Source organism: Shewanella sp. YQ_9, from assembly GCF_043103185.1.
GTDB classification, from domain to species: domain Bacteria; phylum Pseudomonadota; class Gammaproteobacteria; order Enterobacterales; family Shewanellaceae; genus Shewanella; species Shewanella algae.
In genome coordinates this window covers 174,493-190,123 of sequence record NZ_JBICJO010000076.1, presented here as the reverse complement: position 1 = coordinate 190,123, position 15,631 = coordinate 174,493, and the positions used below count along the sequence as shown (strand labels likewise).

The 15,631-nt window shown below is 56.3% G+C and carries 11 protein-coding genes; 8 read left to right on the top strand and 3 right to left on the bottom strand.

The features are described from left to right. The first annotated feature begins 7 nt into the window (after positions 1-7). Both ACF8D4_RS21465 and ACF8D4_RS21460 read left to right on the top strand, forming a co-directional pair. Positions 8-592, top strand: a complete 585-nt coding sequence (locus ACF8D4_RS21465; RefSeq protein ID WP_028780604.1) for a DUF4274 domain-containing protein — start codon at positions 8-10, stop codon at positions 590-592. Between the two features lie 79 nt (positions 593-671). Continuing rightward, a complete protein-coding gene (locus tag ACF8D4_RS21460; RefSeq protein ID WP_392468980.1) occupies positions 672-1,604 on the top strand; it encodes a CPBP family intramembrane glutamic endopeptidase in 933 nt (310 codons plus the stop codon). A gap of 111 nt (positions 1,605-1,715) precedes the next feature. On the opposite strand, the gene ACF8D4_RS21455 is transcribed toward ACF8D4_RS21460, so the two are convergent. Next, positions 1,716-6,731: an ATP-binding protein gene (locus tag ACF8D4_RS21455; RefSeq protein WP_392468979.1), complete on the bottom strand. Its 5,016-nt coding sequence runs from the start codon at positions 6,729-6,731 to the stop codon at positions 1,716-1,718. Between the two features lie 340 nt (positions 6,732-7,071). On the opposite strand from ACF8D4_RS21455, the gene ACF8D4_RS21450 reads away from it, so the two are divergent. Further along, the gene (locus ACF8D4_RS21450; protein ID WP_392468976.1) at positions 7,072-8,163 is read left to right on the top strand and encodes an HD domain-containing phosphohydrolase; all 1,092 of its coding nucleotides are present in this window, start codon (positions 7,072-7,074) and stop codon (positions 8,161-8,163) included. A 44-nt stretch (positions 8,164-8,207) separates the two neighbouring features. On the opposite strand, the gene ACF8D4_RS21445 is transcribed toward ACF8D4_RS21450, so the two are convergent. Further along, positions 8,208-8,957, bottom strand: a complete 750-nt coding sequence (locus tag ACF8D4_RS21445; protein ID WP_071238714.1) for an SDR family oxidoreductase — start codon at positions 8,955-8,957, stop codon at positions 8,208-8,210. A 100-nt stretch (positions 8,958-9,057) separates the two neighbouring features. On the opposite strand from ACF8D4_RS21445, the gene ACF8D4_RS21440 reads away from it, so the two are divergent. Next, positions 9,058-9,447: a helix-turn-helix domain-containing protein gene (locus ACF8D4_RS21440; RefSeq protein ID WP_221059123.1), complete on the top strand. Its 390-nt coding sequence runs from the start codon at positions 9,058-9,060 to the stop codon at positions 9,445-9,447. Positions 9,448-9,556: 109 nt separating this feature from the next. Here the strand turns inward: ACF8D4_RS21440 and ACF8D4_RS21435 are convergent, their stop codons facing one another. After that, the gene (locus ACF8D4_RS21435; RefSeq protein ID WP_208140908.1) at positions 9,557-10,165 is read right to left on the bottom strand and encodes an FxsA family protein; all 609 of its coding nucleotides are present in this window, start codon (positions 10,163-10,165) and stop codon (positions 9,557-9,559) included. 200 nt (positions 10,166-10,365) lie between these two features. On the opposite strand from ACF8D4_RS21435, the gene cutA reads away from it, so the two are divergent. The 4 genes from cutA to galK all read left to right on the top strand — a co-directional run bounded on the left by cutA (position 10,366) and on the right by galK (position 15,606). Continuing rightward, positions 10,366-10,698, top strand: coding sequence for a divalent-cation tolerance protein CutA (cutA, locus tag ACF8D4_RS21430; protein WP_392468974.1), 333 nt, complete (start codon positions 10,366-10,368; stop codon positions 10,696-10,698). Beyond that, complete coding sequence (locus ACF8D4_RS21425; protein WP_144160623.1) at positions 10,695-12,500, top strand: protein-disulfide reductase DsbD; 1,806 nt, start codon at positions 10,695-10,697, stop codon at positions 12,498-12,500. The genes cutA and ACF8D4_RS21425 overlap by 4 nt, the downstream gene beginning before the upstream one ends. A gap of 127 nt (positions 12,501-12,627) precedes the next feature. Continuing rightward, positions 12,628-14,247 (top strand): cation:proton antiporter family protein, encoded by a 1,620-nt coding sequence (locus ACF8D4_RS21420; protein ID WP_062793692.1) that lies wholly within the window; start codon positions 12,628-12,630, stop codon positions 14,245-14,247. 207 nt (positions 14,248-14,454) lie between these two features. Beyond that, positions 14,455-15,606: a galactokinase gene (gene galK, locus ACF8D4_RS21415; RefSeq protein ID WP_028780612.1), complete on the top strand. Its 1,152-nt coding sequence runs from the start codon at positions 14,455-14,457 to the stop codon at positions 15,604-15,606. Positions 15,607-15,631: the final 25 nt, after the last annotated feature.

The window sequence follows — 15,631 nt, the reverse complement described above, 5'->3', positions numbered from 1 at the left end:
GACAAGGATGGCCAAACGTCTGACCCAAGAGCAGTTTTTCAGGGCCTTTGAATGCGCCGAGAGCGGCGCCATCTGCGATGCCGAGCAGTTAAAGGCACAATTGGCAGACCCGGAAATCGGCGCCGCACTGACGGCTATTGCCGGTGAATTTGCCAAGACTGCCGATAGCCTAATGACCATAGCCGAGCTGCAGAGCATGGAAGAGCTGCATTATGTGGCCGCCAATCTCAATTGGGACAACGGCCTTGAAAGCCCCGCCGCCATACTCAATCACCCTCTCTGTGATGCCGGCACAGCCTTGCTGCTCTACTGGTATGGGCAGGGCTTTTTCCATTCCAATCCGGCAGACGCTGAGCCGGAGGAGAAGGCACTGTTCGACCGCCTGATAACCCGCTTCAGCCAAGGAGATTTCGCCAGCTATCGCATCGCTTTTGATGCCATCAAAGAAGACATGTTGCCACCTCTGAAACAGATGCAGGAACGTGGCTGGCAGTTTCCCGGCATCTTACTGGCGCCCTACAGCACCATGGAGATAGCCACCTATCAGGGCGACTATCAGACTTGGGTTAATCAATTGCTCGGCAAAGGTTGAGCAAGTCCGATCTCTGTTAGCGGCGCTTGCCCGGTATCCTCTATACAGCTTTAATCGCCGCTTTTTCGGAGCCTTCCCCATGCCCTTTGTGCCTTCTGTCGACTTGCTTATCTGGCTAGCACTGATGCTGGCGGTGCCTTTTGCGCTGCTGCGCCGTTTTCCCATCGCACTCTTGCTGCTCGCCACCAGCCTACTACTGGCGCTGTTTTTGGGCCGCATTGCGGCGCCGACTCTGATACTTGTGGGCCTATTGCTGGCGTTGGCATTCAAGTTACCACAATGGCGTCAGCGGTTTTGCCGACAGGCAAATTCAGCCAAGAGTGCGGCGGCGAATAATGAGGTAAACGAGCAGGGCCATATACGACTCAAGCAGCTTGCCGTTTATGGCGCCCAGGGCTTGATACTGCTGAGCGCCGTGGCACTCACAGTGCATCTGCTGCCGGGCTTTGACAACCTCAAGCTGTTGGATAAAGTGCAAGCCAGCAGCGGCAGTGCACCTTTCAGCATGTATCTCAACCTGGATAAACCGCTGAGCCTGTTTCTGTTGCTGCTGGCCTGGCCGCTGGTTGCGGGTACGCCGAAACCTCTGCCAAGGCGAAAAATAATCTTGCTGGCCTTGCTGTTTGCCGCCACGCCCGCGCTGCTGGGGTTGGCCAGTTTAAGCGGCGCCATTCATTGGGATCCCAAGCTGCCGGGCTGGTGGTGGCTGTTTGCGCTCAATAATCTGCTGCTGACCTGCGTCGCCGAAGAGGTGCTGTTTCGCGGCGCATTGCAGCAGTATCTGGTCAAGCGCGGCGGCGCCCTGCTTGGGGTAACGCTAGCCAGCGTGCTATTTGGGCTGGCGCACCTGGCCGGGGGTTGGACTCTGGTGCTGTTCGCCGCCCTCGCCGGTGTTCTCTATGGTTTGGTATTCCAGCTGAGCGGCCGTTTGTGGCTGGCGGCGCTGTGCCACTTCTGCCTCAACTTCTGTCATCTGCTGCTGTTCAGCTACCCTATGGCGCTGCCGCACTAGCTGCGCCACAGGATTTTGAGACGCTCGGTTTTAGTGCAGCCAGCTTTGATGCAGCAGGCTTTTACCAGACAGGCTTTACCCAAGCTGCCGCTTGATAGGGAGACAGCACCATCAAACCCGGGCCAGCTGCCGAAGCCTGGCTAGTTCAGTGGCGGCGCGCTCGAAATCAAAGGCCCGCACCGCCCGCTGCAGCCGCTCAAGCGACTCGCGCCAGGGCTGCAGTGCCGAATGCTGAACCAGGGCATCGACCTGCTCCAGCGCTTCTGTGTTGTATTCATCCAGGCTCTGGTTCAGGGCATCGAACTGGGCGGCAAGTTTGGTCGCAGGTGCACTTGAGCTGAAACTGCCTATTGGAGGCAGTGTCTCAAACGTCTGAGGCTTTAATGACGGCTGCGATGATAGCTGCGATGACGGCAGTGATGACGGCAGTGATGACGGCTGGGGCAAGGCTTCCAGGGCGAGAACCAATGCCTCAAGAGCTTGCAATAGACTGTCCAGCCGAGTCTGTATCTGCGGCAAGTCGGTTGGATTATCCTGCTCCTGTTGCTGACCAAACTGCGAGCCGAGTGCTGTGGCTATCCGGCTATTCAGTGCCAACTCCAGGGCACCGGCGCACTCGGCCAGCTCAATAGCGCCGATATTGGCGGCCGAGCCCTTGATACTGTGACTCAGAAGCTGCAGCTGCGGCCAGTCCTGGCGCTGCATCGCCTCTGCCAATTCAGTTGCCACCCCCTTGCCAGTGTCGCAAAAAAGCTGCAGTAAGCGCAGGTAAAGCGCCTCATTGCCGTTGCAGCATCTGAGCTCTGCGTCCTTGTCCAGCCCGGGAAACTCGGGTAAGCCACTCGCAGGCATAGATTCGGCAAGCGATTCCGCTGCCGGAGTTTCTTGCCTGGGTTTGACCCAACGCGCCAGCGCCCCATAGAGCACCTCGGCCTGAATCGGCTTGGTGATATGCTCCACCATGCCCGCCGCCAGCGCCTTTTCTCTGTCCCCCACCATGGCGTTGGCCGTCATAGCCAGCACAGGCAACCCCTTTAGCGCCGGATTGGCACGAATAGCCCGGGTCGCCTGATAGCCATCCATCACAGGCATCTGACAGTCCATCAGCACGGCATCGAAGTCTTGCTGCTGCAGTAGCTCCAGCGCCTGCTGCCCATGCTGGGCCAGCTTGACCTGCATCCCCACCTGACTCAATAGCGCCAGTGCCAACTCCTGATTGAGCGGGTTGTCTTCCACCAGCAGGATACGGGCGCCCTTGAGTTGCTGCCTTATATTCACATGTGTTCGCGGCTCGTCGGAGCAACAGGGCGTTTCGCCGGACAGATCCTGCAAAGATCGCAGCGCCGTCAACTGACCGCAGGGAGTGTAGGGGCGCAGCAATCTCTGCTCGCCGCCGATGCGGCTTAACTGTTCATCCTGACTCAGGTTCCCCAGCAGCCAGACTCCGGCATGGCTTGGCAATGGCAGCGCCGCCAAGGCGTCCGGGCATTCGCGGCTCATATCCAGCAGCAGCGGCAAGCCTTTGAGCTCGGCTTCGCTGTCTGCTTCGAGGCCGCCCAACCATTCGCCAAGCTGTTGCAAACTATGGAAACGCTGCAGCCTGATGCCGAGCTGGCGACACAGCCAATGCCAGTGTCGGTACTCGCCGTCATCACTGCTGACCAGAGTCACCTCATGACCTCTGAGTGGCGCGTAATCGGCCAGATAGTGGTACTCGTCCCGGCAGGTGAGCTCCAGCTCCAGATAGAAGCGGCTGCCCTCACCTTCGCGGCTCTGACACCAGATGCGGCCATGCATCATCTCGCTCAAGCGCTTGCAGATAGCCAGCCCCAAGCCGGTACCACCATACTTGCGGGAGGTGGAGGCATCCACCTGCTCGAAAGAGTCGAACAGGGTTGCCAGCTTGTCCTCAGGAATACCTATGCCGGTGTCCTGAACACAAAACTGCAGCCGCACCTTGTCCCCCTGGCGATGCAGTAAACGGCCCCGCAGGCAGATCTCACCGCCTTGGGGAGTAAACTTGAGGGCATTGCCCAGCAGGTTGGTAAAGATCTGATTGAGCCTGAGCGGATCCCCCAGATACAGGCGCGGCATATCCAGCGGCAGCTCCATTCGCAGTGCCAGCTGCTGCTCATCGGCCTTGAAGCCCATCACCCCCACCAGTTGCCCCACAAGTTCAAACAGATCCAACTGCCGCTGTTCCAGTTCCAACTTGTCGGCCTCTATCTTGGAGAAATCGAGAATGTCGTTGAGGATCCCCAAAAGTGACGACGCCGCCTGATGCACCTTGTCGAGATAGTTACGCTGACGACCGTCAAGCTCTGTCTGCAACACCAGCCAGGACATGCCCAGAATGGCATTCATCGGCGTGCGGATCTCATGGGACATATTGGCCAGAAACTCGGACTTGGCCCGGGTGGCCGCTTCGGCCAACTCTTTGGCATGGGCCATTTGAGTCTGCACCTGCTTGTTTTGAGTGATATCCACCACCCAGCAGAGGCTGGCGGCCTGGCCGTCCAGCTCGGTGCGATAGAGACTCAGTTGCACATCCCGAAAGCCGCCCTCGTCGGAGAAGATACGGGTCTCTATGGTCACGACATCGTTTTCCCCTTCCAGCCGCTGCACCGCTTCAGTGTAGGCCTCCGGCTCGGGGAACCATGGCTGTAGCGGTTGCCCCAGGCGCATTCCCGTCATCCGGGTCATGGGCTCGTTGACATACCTGAGCACACCGTCGACGGCAATCCACACACCGACCGGACTATTGCCCAGCACCTTCTTGAGAATGTCCCGCTCCCGCGCCAGTGACTGCTGCATCTGCCGCTTCTGGGTCAGGTCGTGGTAGGAGCAGAGGATCAGCGAGCGTTGCTGCAACATCACCCGCACCAAGGTACCTTCAACCGGAACCCTGCGCCCATGAACCCCGAGCAAGTCGCCATAGAAGCACACTTTACCTTGGTTCAAGACCTGCTTCAGCCTTTGGTCCACCTGTTGACGATTCCCCGGCGCCGGGTAGTAATACCAGTCCGGCTTTTGCCCCAGTAAGGGGGATTTTTCCTCTCGCCCCAGCAGTGCCAGCATCGCCTGGTTGCAGTCGAGGATAGTTCCCTGGCTGTCGGCCAGCACACAGGCATCCACCGCCGAGTCAAACAACACTTGAAACCTCTGCATACTGGCCTTCAACTCAGTTTCCACTCTCAGCCTCTGCTGCACCTCGCGGTTGAGACGCCGGTTCCAGCGCCAAAACAGCAACAGCAAGGTGATGGTGAGCGCCGCTGCCACCAGGCTCCATTTGAGCACCTTACTGTGATGTATGCCGAAGTCGTACTTGACGTTGATCCAGCGGTTCTGGATCTCCTGCGACTTATAGGTTGGGATCTGTGCCAGGGCCTTGTCGAGAATAGACGCCAGCTCAGGCCAGTCTTTGCGCACCGCCATCGCCACCTGGAACTTATACTCGGTATCGCTGGCGAGCCAGAGTGGGCTGTTGAGATGAGTGCCCAGATAGTGATTGGCCGTGGGCAGGTTGGTAAATACGGCAGCGACCTGGCCTTTTTCCGCCGCCCGCATCATGGCTTCGATGGAGCGAAAACGCCGCAATGTCATCTGCGGATAGTCCCGCCGCATCACCTCTTCGGTGACGTCATCCTTGAGTACGCCCAGAGTTTGCTGCTGCAGATCTTTAAGGCCGTTGATCTTCTTGGCATCGTGACGGGTAAGCAGCACTCCGGGGAACTCGGCCAGCGGCCGGGTAAACAACATATGTTCCTGACGCTCGCTGGAAGGCGAAGCCAGACTCAGCATGTCTACCTCGGTATCCTTCAGCGCCCGGATATTCTTGTCCCAACTGAGCTCATTGCGGACATTGAACACCAGCGGCAGGAAGCGATCTATCTCGTAGAGAAAGTCGGCCATCATGCCCTGATGTACGCCCTCCAGGCTGAGAAAGTCCACCGGCGCCGCATCCGGTGCAACCCCGACATCCACCACCTGATGCTGTTGCAAAAACTGCAGCTCTTCCGGGCTCAAACGGGCAATAAATTCGTGCACATCCAGATCCGGGATCAGGTTTTCCAGTCGAAAATCCAGCGACATGATCCTGGGGTTAGCGGCCATGGAGATCTGGGAAAAGTCAGGATTGAAGTTGCTGACATCAAACAATTGCCAGTAACGATTGAGGTTTTCGCCGTTAATGGCGATCAGGTTGAGATACTGATTGAACGCCTGCCCGGACAGATCCACGCCGCGCAGGTGATCCGCCAGCATCACCAGGGCAAAGGCACCTTGAAACTCCACCCCGCCTATGCCTGCGTGGATTCTGCCTCTGCGCATCGCCTCGGCAATATCGGCATCCCAATTACTGGTACCCAGCAGCAGCCCCTCTTCCTCGGCTTGTTTGGCAACTGCCAGTGCCATCACCGCATTCATGGCCAATACTGCATCCAGGCCCTGCTGCTCCAGCGCTTGCTTCAATGCTCGCTCGGCATCTCTGGCGCGCCATTGGGTGTATTTCACCGTTAGCTTCACCGGCTGCGGCAGGATATCCAGATAAGCGCGGATCCCCGCCAGTTGCTGTTGCACCTCGGGGTCGGTCTCAGGCCCGGCTATCACCAGCAGTTGCAATTCGGGTTTCTCAGGATCGGCTTGCTCCAGCAGTTGCCGGGCCAGCATGCTGCCCAGCACCTTGCTGTTGGCCGTGATACTGCCAATCCAGTTGCGGTGCATTACATGGGGCTTGTGTGTTGACTCGGGAAAGGAGGATTTGATAGTAACTGTCGGCACACCATAACTGTCTGCCAATGCCAACAACTCTTTACTCTGCTCACCAAAAGGGGAAAAGATCAGCCCGGATGCCCCCTGCTCCAGCGCTTCGCGCCCGATAGACAGTTGATTCCGCCCCTTGGCATCGCAAAAGCGAACCTGCAGATCCAGCTTGAGATCCTGCGCCGCCATTCGGGTAAAGCGTTCTACCCGCTGCCAAAATGGGCTGCCGTCTTCCAGCAAGAGCACCACCTTGGGCGTTTCCGACTGTGTCCCATCATCAAGCTGCAGCGGCAGATCGCCCACCTTGGAAAACCCAAAGGGGCTCATGCAAATCAGCAGACAAAACAGCAACAGGGATTTTCCCATTATTTATTCCTTCGTGCTTGTGCCAAGCAGAGTAAAACGGAGTCGGGTGTCAGATTGCTGACACTGCCTCAATTCGGGCATCAGCTGTCTAAAAAAGGCGCATATCTTGCGCGAAAGCCGCGATGGATGCCAAAGATAATTTGGCTTTAGTGAAGTGGATCGCCCCAAAGAAACAAACTGATACAACATTAACTGCTGAAAAGTGCCAAAATCTCAGCGCCTTTCAGATGAATATGGCATAAAAGGTAAATAGAATGTGACAGGATATTCAATATAACAAGGTGGTGACAGGAAGTTTCAGACACTAACTCGACCGCCCCATTGGGCACTGAGGAGATATATGCAAACTTTCGACAAGGCCTGCATTCTGGCCGTGGACGATACCGCCGACAATCTGCAACTTATCCATGCAGTACTGGCCAAGGATTATAGTCTGCGCGCCGCCACATCCGGTGAAAAGGCCCTGGCCATGCTGGATCAGGGGCTGGATCCCGATCTTATCCTGCTGGATGTGATGATGCCCGGCATAGATGGTTTTGAAACCTGTCGCCGCCTGAAACAGCATCCCAGATCGACGCAGATCCCGGTGATCTTCATCAGCGCCAAGAATGAAGTGATCGACGAGCAAACCGGCTTTGAGTTGGGGGCCGTGGATTACATCTCCAAGCCCATCAGCCCGGCTATCCTCAAGGTACGTATCACCAACCAGCTGGCATTGGCCAACCAGGCCAGGCAACTGCAACAACTGGTGAAGCTGCGCACCCGGGAGCTGGAACAGACCCGTCATAAGATCATTAACCGCCTGGGACGCGCCGCCGAATATCGTGACAACGAAACCGGCCTGCATGTGCAGCGCATGAGCCACTATTGCCGGGTATTGGCCCGGCAGTTGGGTGCCTCTGAATCCTGGGTCGAGCTGTTGTTCAATGCCGCGCCCATGCACGATATCGGCAAGATAGGTATTCCGGATCATATTCTCTTGAAGCCGGGCAAGCTGACGCCGGAGGAGTACCGCATCATGCAGGGGCATACCAAGATAGGCGCCGATATTCTCGGCGATGATGCCTCACCTTTGCTGCAAATGGCGGCGGAAGTGGCCCGCAGTCACCACGAACGCTGGGATGGCAGTGGCTACCCCGAGGGTTTGCAGGGCAATGCCATTCCCCTCAGCGCCCGTATAGCCGCCATTGCCGATGTGTTTGACGCCCTGACCTCGGAGCGGCCATACAAGAGCGCCTGGAGCAATCAGCAAGCCTTTGCCTACCTCAAGAAGGAGGCCGGAGGCCAGTTCGACCCACAGTTGGTGGCAGCCTTTTGTGCCTGCGAAGCTGAATTGCTCGACATTCAACAGCGCTTTGCCGAGCAACAGCAAGGGCCCCAAATAGGCAAGCTGATTCAACCCAAGCCCCCTGTCAAAGCCCTTTCGGCCTAGTCTCTGCCGACGTAGAGCACACATGGGACTGGCTCGCACCTTCCTTAGAGATTGGCAACGCCACCATCGACCAGTAATTCGGTGCCGATGACAAAGCGCGACTCGTCGGATGCGAGGAACACGGCCGCCTTGGCGATTTCCCAGGGCGTTCCCATACGACCTATGGGCACCAGTTGCCGAATCTCCTGCTGCAGTGCCTTTTGCTCTTCAGCAGCCAGCCCCAACTTACCCAAAGCCGCAGTCTCTGTCGGCCCGGGGCTTAAACAGTTGACTCTGATGCCAGACTCAAGCAGCTCTGCCGACAGGGTTCGCGCCAGCGACAGCAGCGCCGCTTTACTGGCGGCATAGGCACTGCTTTGCACCAGGCCGATATGCGCGCTGGTTGAACCACAAAGGATGACAGAGGCCGGGTTTGCCAACAGAGGCAAGAGTGATTGGATAAGAAAAAACGGCCCTTTGAGATTCACCGACATCAATCTATCCCAGGCGGTTTCGTCCCAATCCGCCAATGGCAGATGAGTAACGTCTCCGGCATTGGCATACAAGACGTCCAAACGCGGCCACTGGCGGCTGAGCGTTTGTGCCAATTCCCGTTGTGAGTTTATATCGCCGGCATCACAGCAAATGGCCAAGGTGTTACCCCCCAACTCTTCCCGAACCCGGTTGAGGGCATTGATGTCGCGCCCAGTGATGGCAACCTTGGCCCCCTCGGCAAGAAACTGCCGTGCAGTTTCCAGGCCTATACCACTGGTACCCCCGGTAACCAAGGCAAACTTATCTTGCAGTCGTTTCATGCATACCTCCCTCTACGCTGTTGGAGGGCGCATTTTATTTACAATAGTATCCATTGTATAGTAGGCACCTTTTTGATACTAAAGAGGCATTTGGATAGCTATGTCCGCCGCAGAGAGCTCTCAGAAAACAAGTTTAACGGCCGCGCCCTCCTATGAGTTGAATAGCTCTGAACCCTGTCCCATGGTGAGCTTTGTCAATCTCATTTCGGGTAAGTGGGCCATCCCTATTCTCTATCGTTTGATAGTGATCGACTCTCCGGTACGCTTCAGTGAATTGCAGCGGGCCGTAGCCCCCATTACGCAGAAGGAACTGACGCGGCAATTACGCCTGTTTGAACGTCGCAAGCTGGTGCTGCGCAAGGTTTACGCCGAAGTGCCACCGCGTGTGGAGTATCGAATAACCCCATTGGGGAAGTCTTTGAAACCTACCTTGGATTCACTGGCCGACTGGATGCGAACCAGGGGCGCAGATTTGGCTGACGATAGTTGAGAATACGCTGCCGGCCTCTTCACTTTTTAAGGCAACAGGCTGTTTGCCGGCTATGAGAATAAAAAAGACCTTCCGAGCGGAAGGTCTTTTTTATCAGTGTTTGTGCTGATCATCGGCTACCGGGCCGATCATCGTCTTGGTTTTCCGTATCCTGCGACTGAGGGCTGTTTTCACCTCGCTGAGGGCTATCTTCTTCCAGCTGATGGCTCTCTCCACCCAGCTGATGGCTCTCAGGACGCTTATCGGAAGGGTCGGCCTTGCGCTCAAATTCACCTTCGAATACATCACCGCCCTGGCCTCTTTGATGTGGCGGCTCAAAGGGGTTGGCACCGGCTCTGAACTGAGCACCGGCAACCACCTTAAGCTGCATCCGCTGATAGAAATAACGTGCCAAGGGTGCCCGGGTGATAGGAGTCAGCAGGATAAGGCCGATAAGGTCGGTAACAAACCCCGGAATAAGCAGCAGAATACCGGCCATGGCCAGCATCATGCCCTCGACTATCTCTTGCCCCGGCGCTTCACCGGCGGCCAACTTTTTCTGTACCGACATCAGGGTACTCAAGCCTTGGCTGCGAACCAGAGAAACACCGACCACCGCGGTGAGGATCACCAATGCCACTGTGTTCCAGCTGCCCAGAACTTCGCCGACCCGGATAAGCACCGAGAGTTCGACGACAGGGATCAGCACAAAGATGATAAACATTATCAGAAATGGCATGTAGGCCTCATTTTTTACAGTAGTTGAAAACTAAATGGGGATAACTCGGTCTGATTTCAAGTCCGCAGCCTGCCCCGGGTTTGACGCCTGAGCTCACTGTTTCAGCAAAGCCTTAATGCAAGCTTGCGGCAAAACACGTAAAGTAGACGCTCGATTTTAATCCCCTTGGCTTAAGTCAGGTTTAATTTAACCCGCTCATTATGGACATAAAATCTCAACAAGCGCTGCTGGTTTTTTGCAGTTGCCCGGATACAGACAGTGCCAAGAGCCTGGCCGCAACCTTGGTGCGTGAGTCACTGGTGGCCTGTGCTCAGGTGAACCAGACTGTGGATTCGTTTTATGTCTGGCAGGGCGAACTCTGCCAGGAGACTGAAGTCAGCCTGCAGCTCAAGTGTCTGGCCAGCGCCTACCCCAGGCTGGAGCAGAGAATACTCGAACTGCATCCCTATGAAGTACCTGAAATTATTGCTGTGCCCATCAGCCATGGGCTGCCCGCCTATCTGGATTGGATAAAAGACAACACTAAGCTATGAAGAAAATACTTACCCTGCTGCTAGGCAGCCTGTTGCTTCTCAGCCCGCTGGTTCAGGCCGATGGGATCTTTGGCAACAAGCAATTCGATTTTCTCAAGAGTGAACCTGAGCTGATGCCCGTGGATCAGGCCTTTGCCTTCGACTTCAGTCAGCAAGGCAACAAGGTCAAGCTCAGTTGGGTAATAGCCGACGGCTACTACATGTACCGCGACAAACTCAAGTTCAGCATAGATGGCGGTGAACTGGGCGAGATAGCCCTGCCTCAGGGCAAGGGTCACACGGATGAGTATTTCGGTGAGCAGCAGGTGTACTACTCCTTCATCGAAATTCCGCTTGCCATTAAGGAGGCGGGTGAAGCCGCCAAGTTGTCCGTAACCTTTATGGGCTGCGCCGAGGGCAAGCTCTGCTTCCCGCCCACCACCCGTGACGCCCTGCTTAAACCTGTGGCGGCCAATGATGGCATACTGCCCGATGCCGACAAGGGCGCAGATGCCCAGGCGGCTCCCAAGGGCCAGGCGGTGACCCAACAGGATAACTTGTTGGATAAACTGCTCTCCGGTGACAGCACCCTGCTCAACTATCTGACCTTCTTCGTGTTGGGGATAGGTCTGGCGCTGACTCCCTGCGTGTTCCCCATGTATCCCATTCTATCGGGGATTATTGTCGGCCAGGGGCAGAAAGTCTCTACCGGCAAAGCCTTTACCCTGTCGATGGCTTATGTGCAGGGAATGGCTATTACCTATTCGCTGCTGGGGCTGGTAGTGGCTTCGGCCGGTCTCAAGTATCAGGCGGCGCTGCAACATCCGGCCGTGCTTATCACCATAGCCGTGCTGTTCGTGGTACTCAGTCTGTCTATGTTTGGCCTCTATGAGCTGCGCCTGCCCGCCAGTTGGCAGCAGAGGATGAACAGCCTCTCCAATAAACAAAAGGGTGGCAATCTGCTGGGCGTATTTGTCATGGGTGTACTTTCGGGCCTGGTGGCCTCGCCCTGTACCACGGCGCCATTATCGGCAGTACTCGTGTACGTGGCGCAAACCGGCGATCTGCTGCAAGGCTTTTTGACCCTCTATATTCTCAGCATGGGCATGGGTCTGCCGCTGCTGCTGATAGGCACCTCGGGCGGTAAGTTGCTGCCGCGCGCCGGCACCTGGATGAACATCATCAAGCATGTATTCGGTTTCCTGCTGGTGGCCGTGTCCATCATAATGCTGGGCCGCATCTGGCCTGGATTGGTGTCGGATCTCATGTGGTCTGTGTGGGCCATCGTCTTTGTCGGCTACCTGATGCACCAGAACAAGCTGAGCCAGTTCAACTGGAAACAGACGGTGCGCAGCGTGATCCTGACTCTTCTGCTGCTGTCGAGCTTTTCCTATGGCCTCCAGGCGGTAATGAGCGCCATGGGTTACCACTTCATGGGGCAACAGCAAGCCGAGCATCATGCCTTTAAGCGCATCAAGTCGCTTGAGGACTTCAAGGCCGAACTGGCGGATGCCGAGGCGGCCGGCAAGCCGGTGATGCTGGATCTCTACGCCGATTGGTGTGTGGCCTGTAAGGAGTTTGAGCAGATCACCTTCAAGAATGCCGAGGTTAAACAGCGGATGGAACAGATGGTGCTGCTGCAAGCCGATGTGACCGCCATGGATGAAACCGATGTCGCTCTGCTGGAGGCCTACGATGTGCTGGGGCTGCCGACACTGTTGTTTATCGATGAACAGGGCCAGTTGAAGAATGAACTGAGAGTGACAGGTTTCATGGGCCCGAAAGAGTTTGCCGCCCACCTGGATATTTTGCTCAAAAACTAACGTTCAACACGCCGACATTTCTGAAAAAGCGAATTTATCAGCAGATAAGTTCGCTTTTTTATTTAAATTTAATGCTCTTCTTATAGAATACTCTTTAAACAGCTAGCCTCCTTCCTGAAAGAGCAAAATGGAACCTGCAATTCTCGTTATTACCTTGGCCTGCGGTATGCTGGTCAACCGTATCAATTTACCACCGCTTATCGGCTACCTGGCCGCCGGCTTTGTGCTCTATACCATGGGCATAGAAAATGAAAGCCTGCCGCTGCTCAACCAATTGGCCAGTCTGGGTGTGACCCTGCTGCTGTTTGCCATAGGTCTCAAGCTGGATATCCGCAGCCTGTTCAAGGCCGAAGTCTGGGCAGGCTCCAGCCTGCACCTGATGTTGTCCATGGTAATCTTTGTCCCCATTCTCAAGCTACTGGGCTTGATTGGCCTGGTGCAATTGACCAATCTCACGGTCGAACAACTGACCCTGCTGGCCTTTGCCCTGAGCTTTTCCAGTACTGTGTTTGCGGTCAAGGTGCTGGAAGACAAAGGCGATATGCAATCTCTCTACGGCCGGGTCGCCATAGGTATTCTGATCATGCAGGATATCTTTGCCGTATTATTCCTGACTATTTCCAAGGGCGAGTTTCCGTCGATATGGGCCTTGGCACTGCTGTTGCTGCCCCTGGCCAAGCCGCTGATATACAGGGCCTTTGACAAGGTCGGCCACGGTGAACTCCTGGTGCTCTTCGGCCTGGTAATGGCTTTGGTGGTCGGCGCCTGGCTGTTTGAGTCCGTGGGGCTGAAACCGGATCTCGGCGCGCTGATCATCGGCATACTGCTGGCTGGGCACAAAAAGGCATCCGAGCTGGCCAAGTCGCTGTTCTACTTTAAAGAACTGTTTCTGGTGGCCTTCTTCCTCACCATAGGCCTCAACGGCCTGCCGAGCATGACAGATATTATGCTGGCGGTGCTGCTGGTGACTCTGGTGCCGCTGAAAATTCTGCTGTTTGTCTATATCCTTACCCGCTTCAAACTGCGTTCCCGTACCTCAATGCTGGGCTCATTCAACCTGGGTAACTTCAGCGAGTTCGGTCTGATTGTGGCTGCCGTGGCCACCAGCAAAGGCTGGCTGCCCGCCCAATGGCTGGTGATCATTGCTGTGGCCCTGAGCCTGAGTTTCGTGCTGGCGGCGCCGCTCAACGCCATGGTGGGCAGCATCTACCAGAAGTATCAGCAGAAGCTGGTCAAGCTCGAGAAGCACCCACTGCATCCGGAAGACAGGCAGATCCCCGTGGGCAATCCGCGCTTCCTTATTCTGGGTATGGGGCGCATAGGCTCAGGCGCCTACGATGAACTCAAGGCCAGGTTTGATGGTGAGATCCTCGGCATAGAACACAAACAGGAGTTGGTGGACTTCCACCGCGAGCAAGGGCGTAATGTGGTACAGGGCGATGCCTCGGATACCGACTTCTGGGAAAAACTCGACCGAGCTCCGGCGCTGGAACTTGTGCTGCTGGCGATGCCGTACCATGCGGGTAACATGTTTGCGGTTGAACAGCTCAAGAAACTGGATTACCAAGGCAAGATCAGCGCCATAGTGCAGTATGGTGATGATGCCGTTGCCCTGCGCGAATCCGGCGTTCACAGCGTTTATAACCTCTACGAGGCCGCCGGTGCCGGTTTCGTTGAGCATGTGGTCTGTGAACTGCTGGCGGCCGAAACCGTCAATGAATCGCCCGCCAAGGAGGCGGTATCCTGATATTTTTCAGGCATAATTTAGCCTCACTCGCCGCTAGCGGACTGAGTGAGGCTTTTCTCTTGTTCCCATAGATATCTCCTTAATCTGCCCTTGGGCGCAATCCGAATAAAAATCTCACTTACACCTCAGTGACAGAAATGATATAACAACAGAAAAGCAGTCATTTATGTTGCTGTTCGAGCGTTTTTTTGCGGAATCCATAAGAGCATGTCGAATCCTGCCCCCAGCGTTACCAAACTCTTTGTCAAAACCTTCGGCACCAAGCCGGATGCCCTGTATCAGGCCCCCGGGCGGGTCAACCTTATCGGGGAACACACAGACTATAACGAAGGTCTGGTGCTGCCGGCGGCAATCAACTTTCACACCATAATCGCGGTCAAACGCCGTGACGATGACAAGTTTCGCGCCGTATCGGGTGCCTTTCCCGGCATTTTTGAATGGCACTATGGCGATGAAGGCAGCATGAGCGAGGATGAGGGCTGGGTCAGTTATCTCAAGGGCTTTACCTCGGCCATGGCCCAGAGTGGCCTGCCGGCTCGCGGCCTGGACCTGGCGGTGATCGGCAATGTGCCGGCCAACGCCGGATTGGCCTCATCGGCCTCGCTGGAAATCGCCTTCGGCACCGCCATCAATGACACCAGTCAACTGCACTTGTCGCCGCTGGCGATTGCACAACTGGCGCAGCGGGGCGAAAACCACTATGTCGGCTATGGCTGCGGCATAATGGATCAGATCACCTGTGCCATGGCCGAAGCCGGTGCGGCACTGTTGATCGATTGCCTGGATCTGGACTGCGAGAGCGTGCCCTTCCCAGACGATCTCAGCCTGCTGATCATCAATTCCGGCTTGCCCTCCATCGCCCACAGCACAGAGTTTGGCGAACGCCGCTTGCAATGCGAGCAGGTGGCCGGTCATTTCGGATTGGATACCCTGCGCCACTTGTCACTCAGGGCGTTGCAAAGCGCCGAAGATGAACTGGACCCGGTTGCCTTTCGCCGCGCCCGCCATGTGATCAGTGAAAACCAACGCACCCAGAGCGCCTGCCGCGCCCTGGAGCAGGGAGATATCGCCAGGCTCAGCAAACTGATGGCCGAATCACACCGCTCGATGCGCGATGACTTTGAAATCAGCCATCCGGCGATAGATACCCTGGTGGAGCTGATAGCCGAAGTCGTCGGCGAACGCGGCGGAGTACGGATGACAGGCAAGGGCTTTGGCGGCTGCGTCATCGCCCTGGTGGAACATGAGTTGACCGACAAGGTGATAGCCGCCGTTGAGCAGCAATATCCGGCTAAAACCGAGCTGGAGGCCAGTGTGTACCTATGCAGCCCCAGCGACGGAGCCAGCCGCCTGGACTGAGTTGTAGCCCTTAAGCCAAAAGGAA

What these genes read in the sequence shown, in the direction of transcription:
- ACF8D4_RS21455 (WP_392468979.1), bottom strand. Translation starts at nt 6,731, where the DNA reads ATGGGAAAATCCCTGTTGCTGTTTTGTCTGCTGATTTGCATGAGCCCC.
- galK (WP_028780612.1), top strand. Translation starts at nt 14,455, where the DNA reads ATGTCGAATCCTGCCCCCAGCGTTACCAAACTCTTTGTCAAAACCTTC.
- ACF8D4_RS21450 (WP_392468976.1), top strand. Translation starts at nt 7,072, where the DNA reads ATGCAAACTTTCGACAAGGCCTGCATTCTGGCCGTGGACGATACCGCC.
- ACF8D4_RS21460 (WP_392468980.1), top strand. Translation starts at nt 672, where the DNA reads ATGCCCTTTGTGCCTTCTGTCGACTTGCTTATCTGGCTAGCACTGATG.
- ACF8D4_RS21435 (WP_208140908.1), bottom strand. Translation starts at nt 10,165, where the DNA reads ATGCCATTTCTGATAATGTTTATCATCTTTGTGCTGATCCCTGTCGTC.
- ACF8D4_RS21465 (WP_028780604.1), top strand. Translation starts at nt 8, where the DNA reads ATGGCCAAACGTCTGACCCAAGAGCAGTTTTTCAGGGCCTTTGAATGC.
- ACF8D4_RS21425 (WP_144160623.1), top strand. Translation starts at nt 10,695, where the DNA reads ATGAAGAAAATACTTACCCTGCTGCTAGGCAGCCTGTTGCTTCTCAGC.
- ACF8D4_RS21420 (WP_062793692.1), top strand. Translation starts at nt 12,628, where the DNA reads ATGGAACCTGCAATTCTCGTTATTACCTTGGCCTGCGGTATGCTGGTC.
- ACF8D4_RS21440 (WP_221059123.1), top strand. Translation starts at nt 9,058, where the DNA reads ATGTCCGCCGCAGAGAGCTCTCAGAAAACAAGTTTAACGGCCGCGCCC.
- ACF8D4_RS21445 (WP_071238714.1), bottom strand. Translation starts at nt 8,957, where the DNA reads ATGAAACGACTGCAAGATAAGTTTGCCTTGGTTACCGGGGGTACCAGT.
- cutA (WP_392468974.1), top strand. Translation starts at nt 10,366, where the DNA reads ATGGACATAAAATCTCAACAAGCGCTGCTGGTTTTTTGCAGTTGCCCG.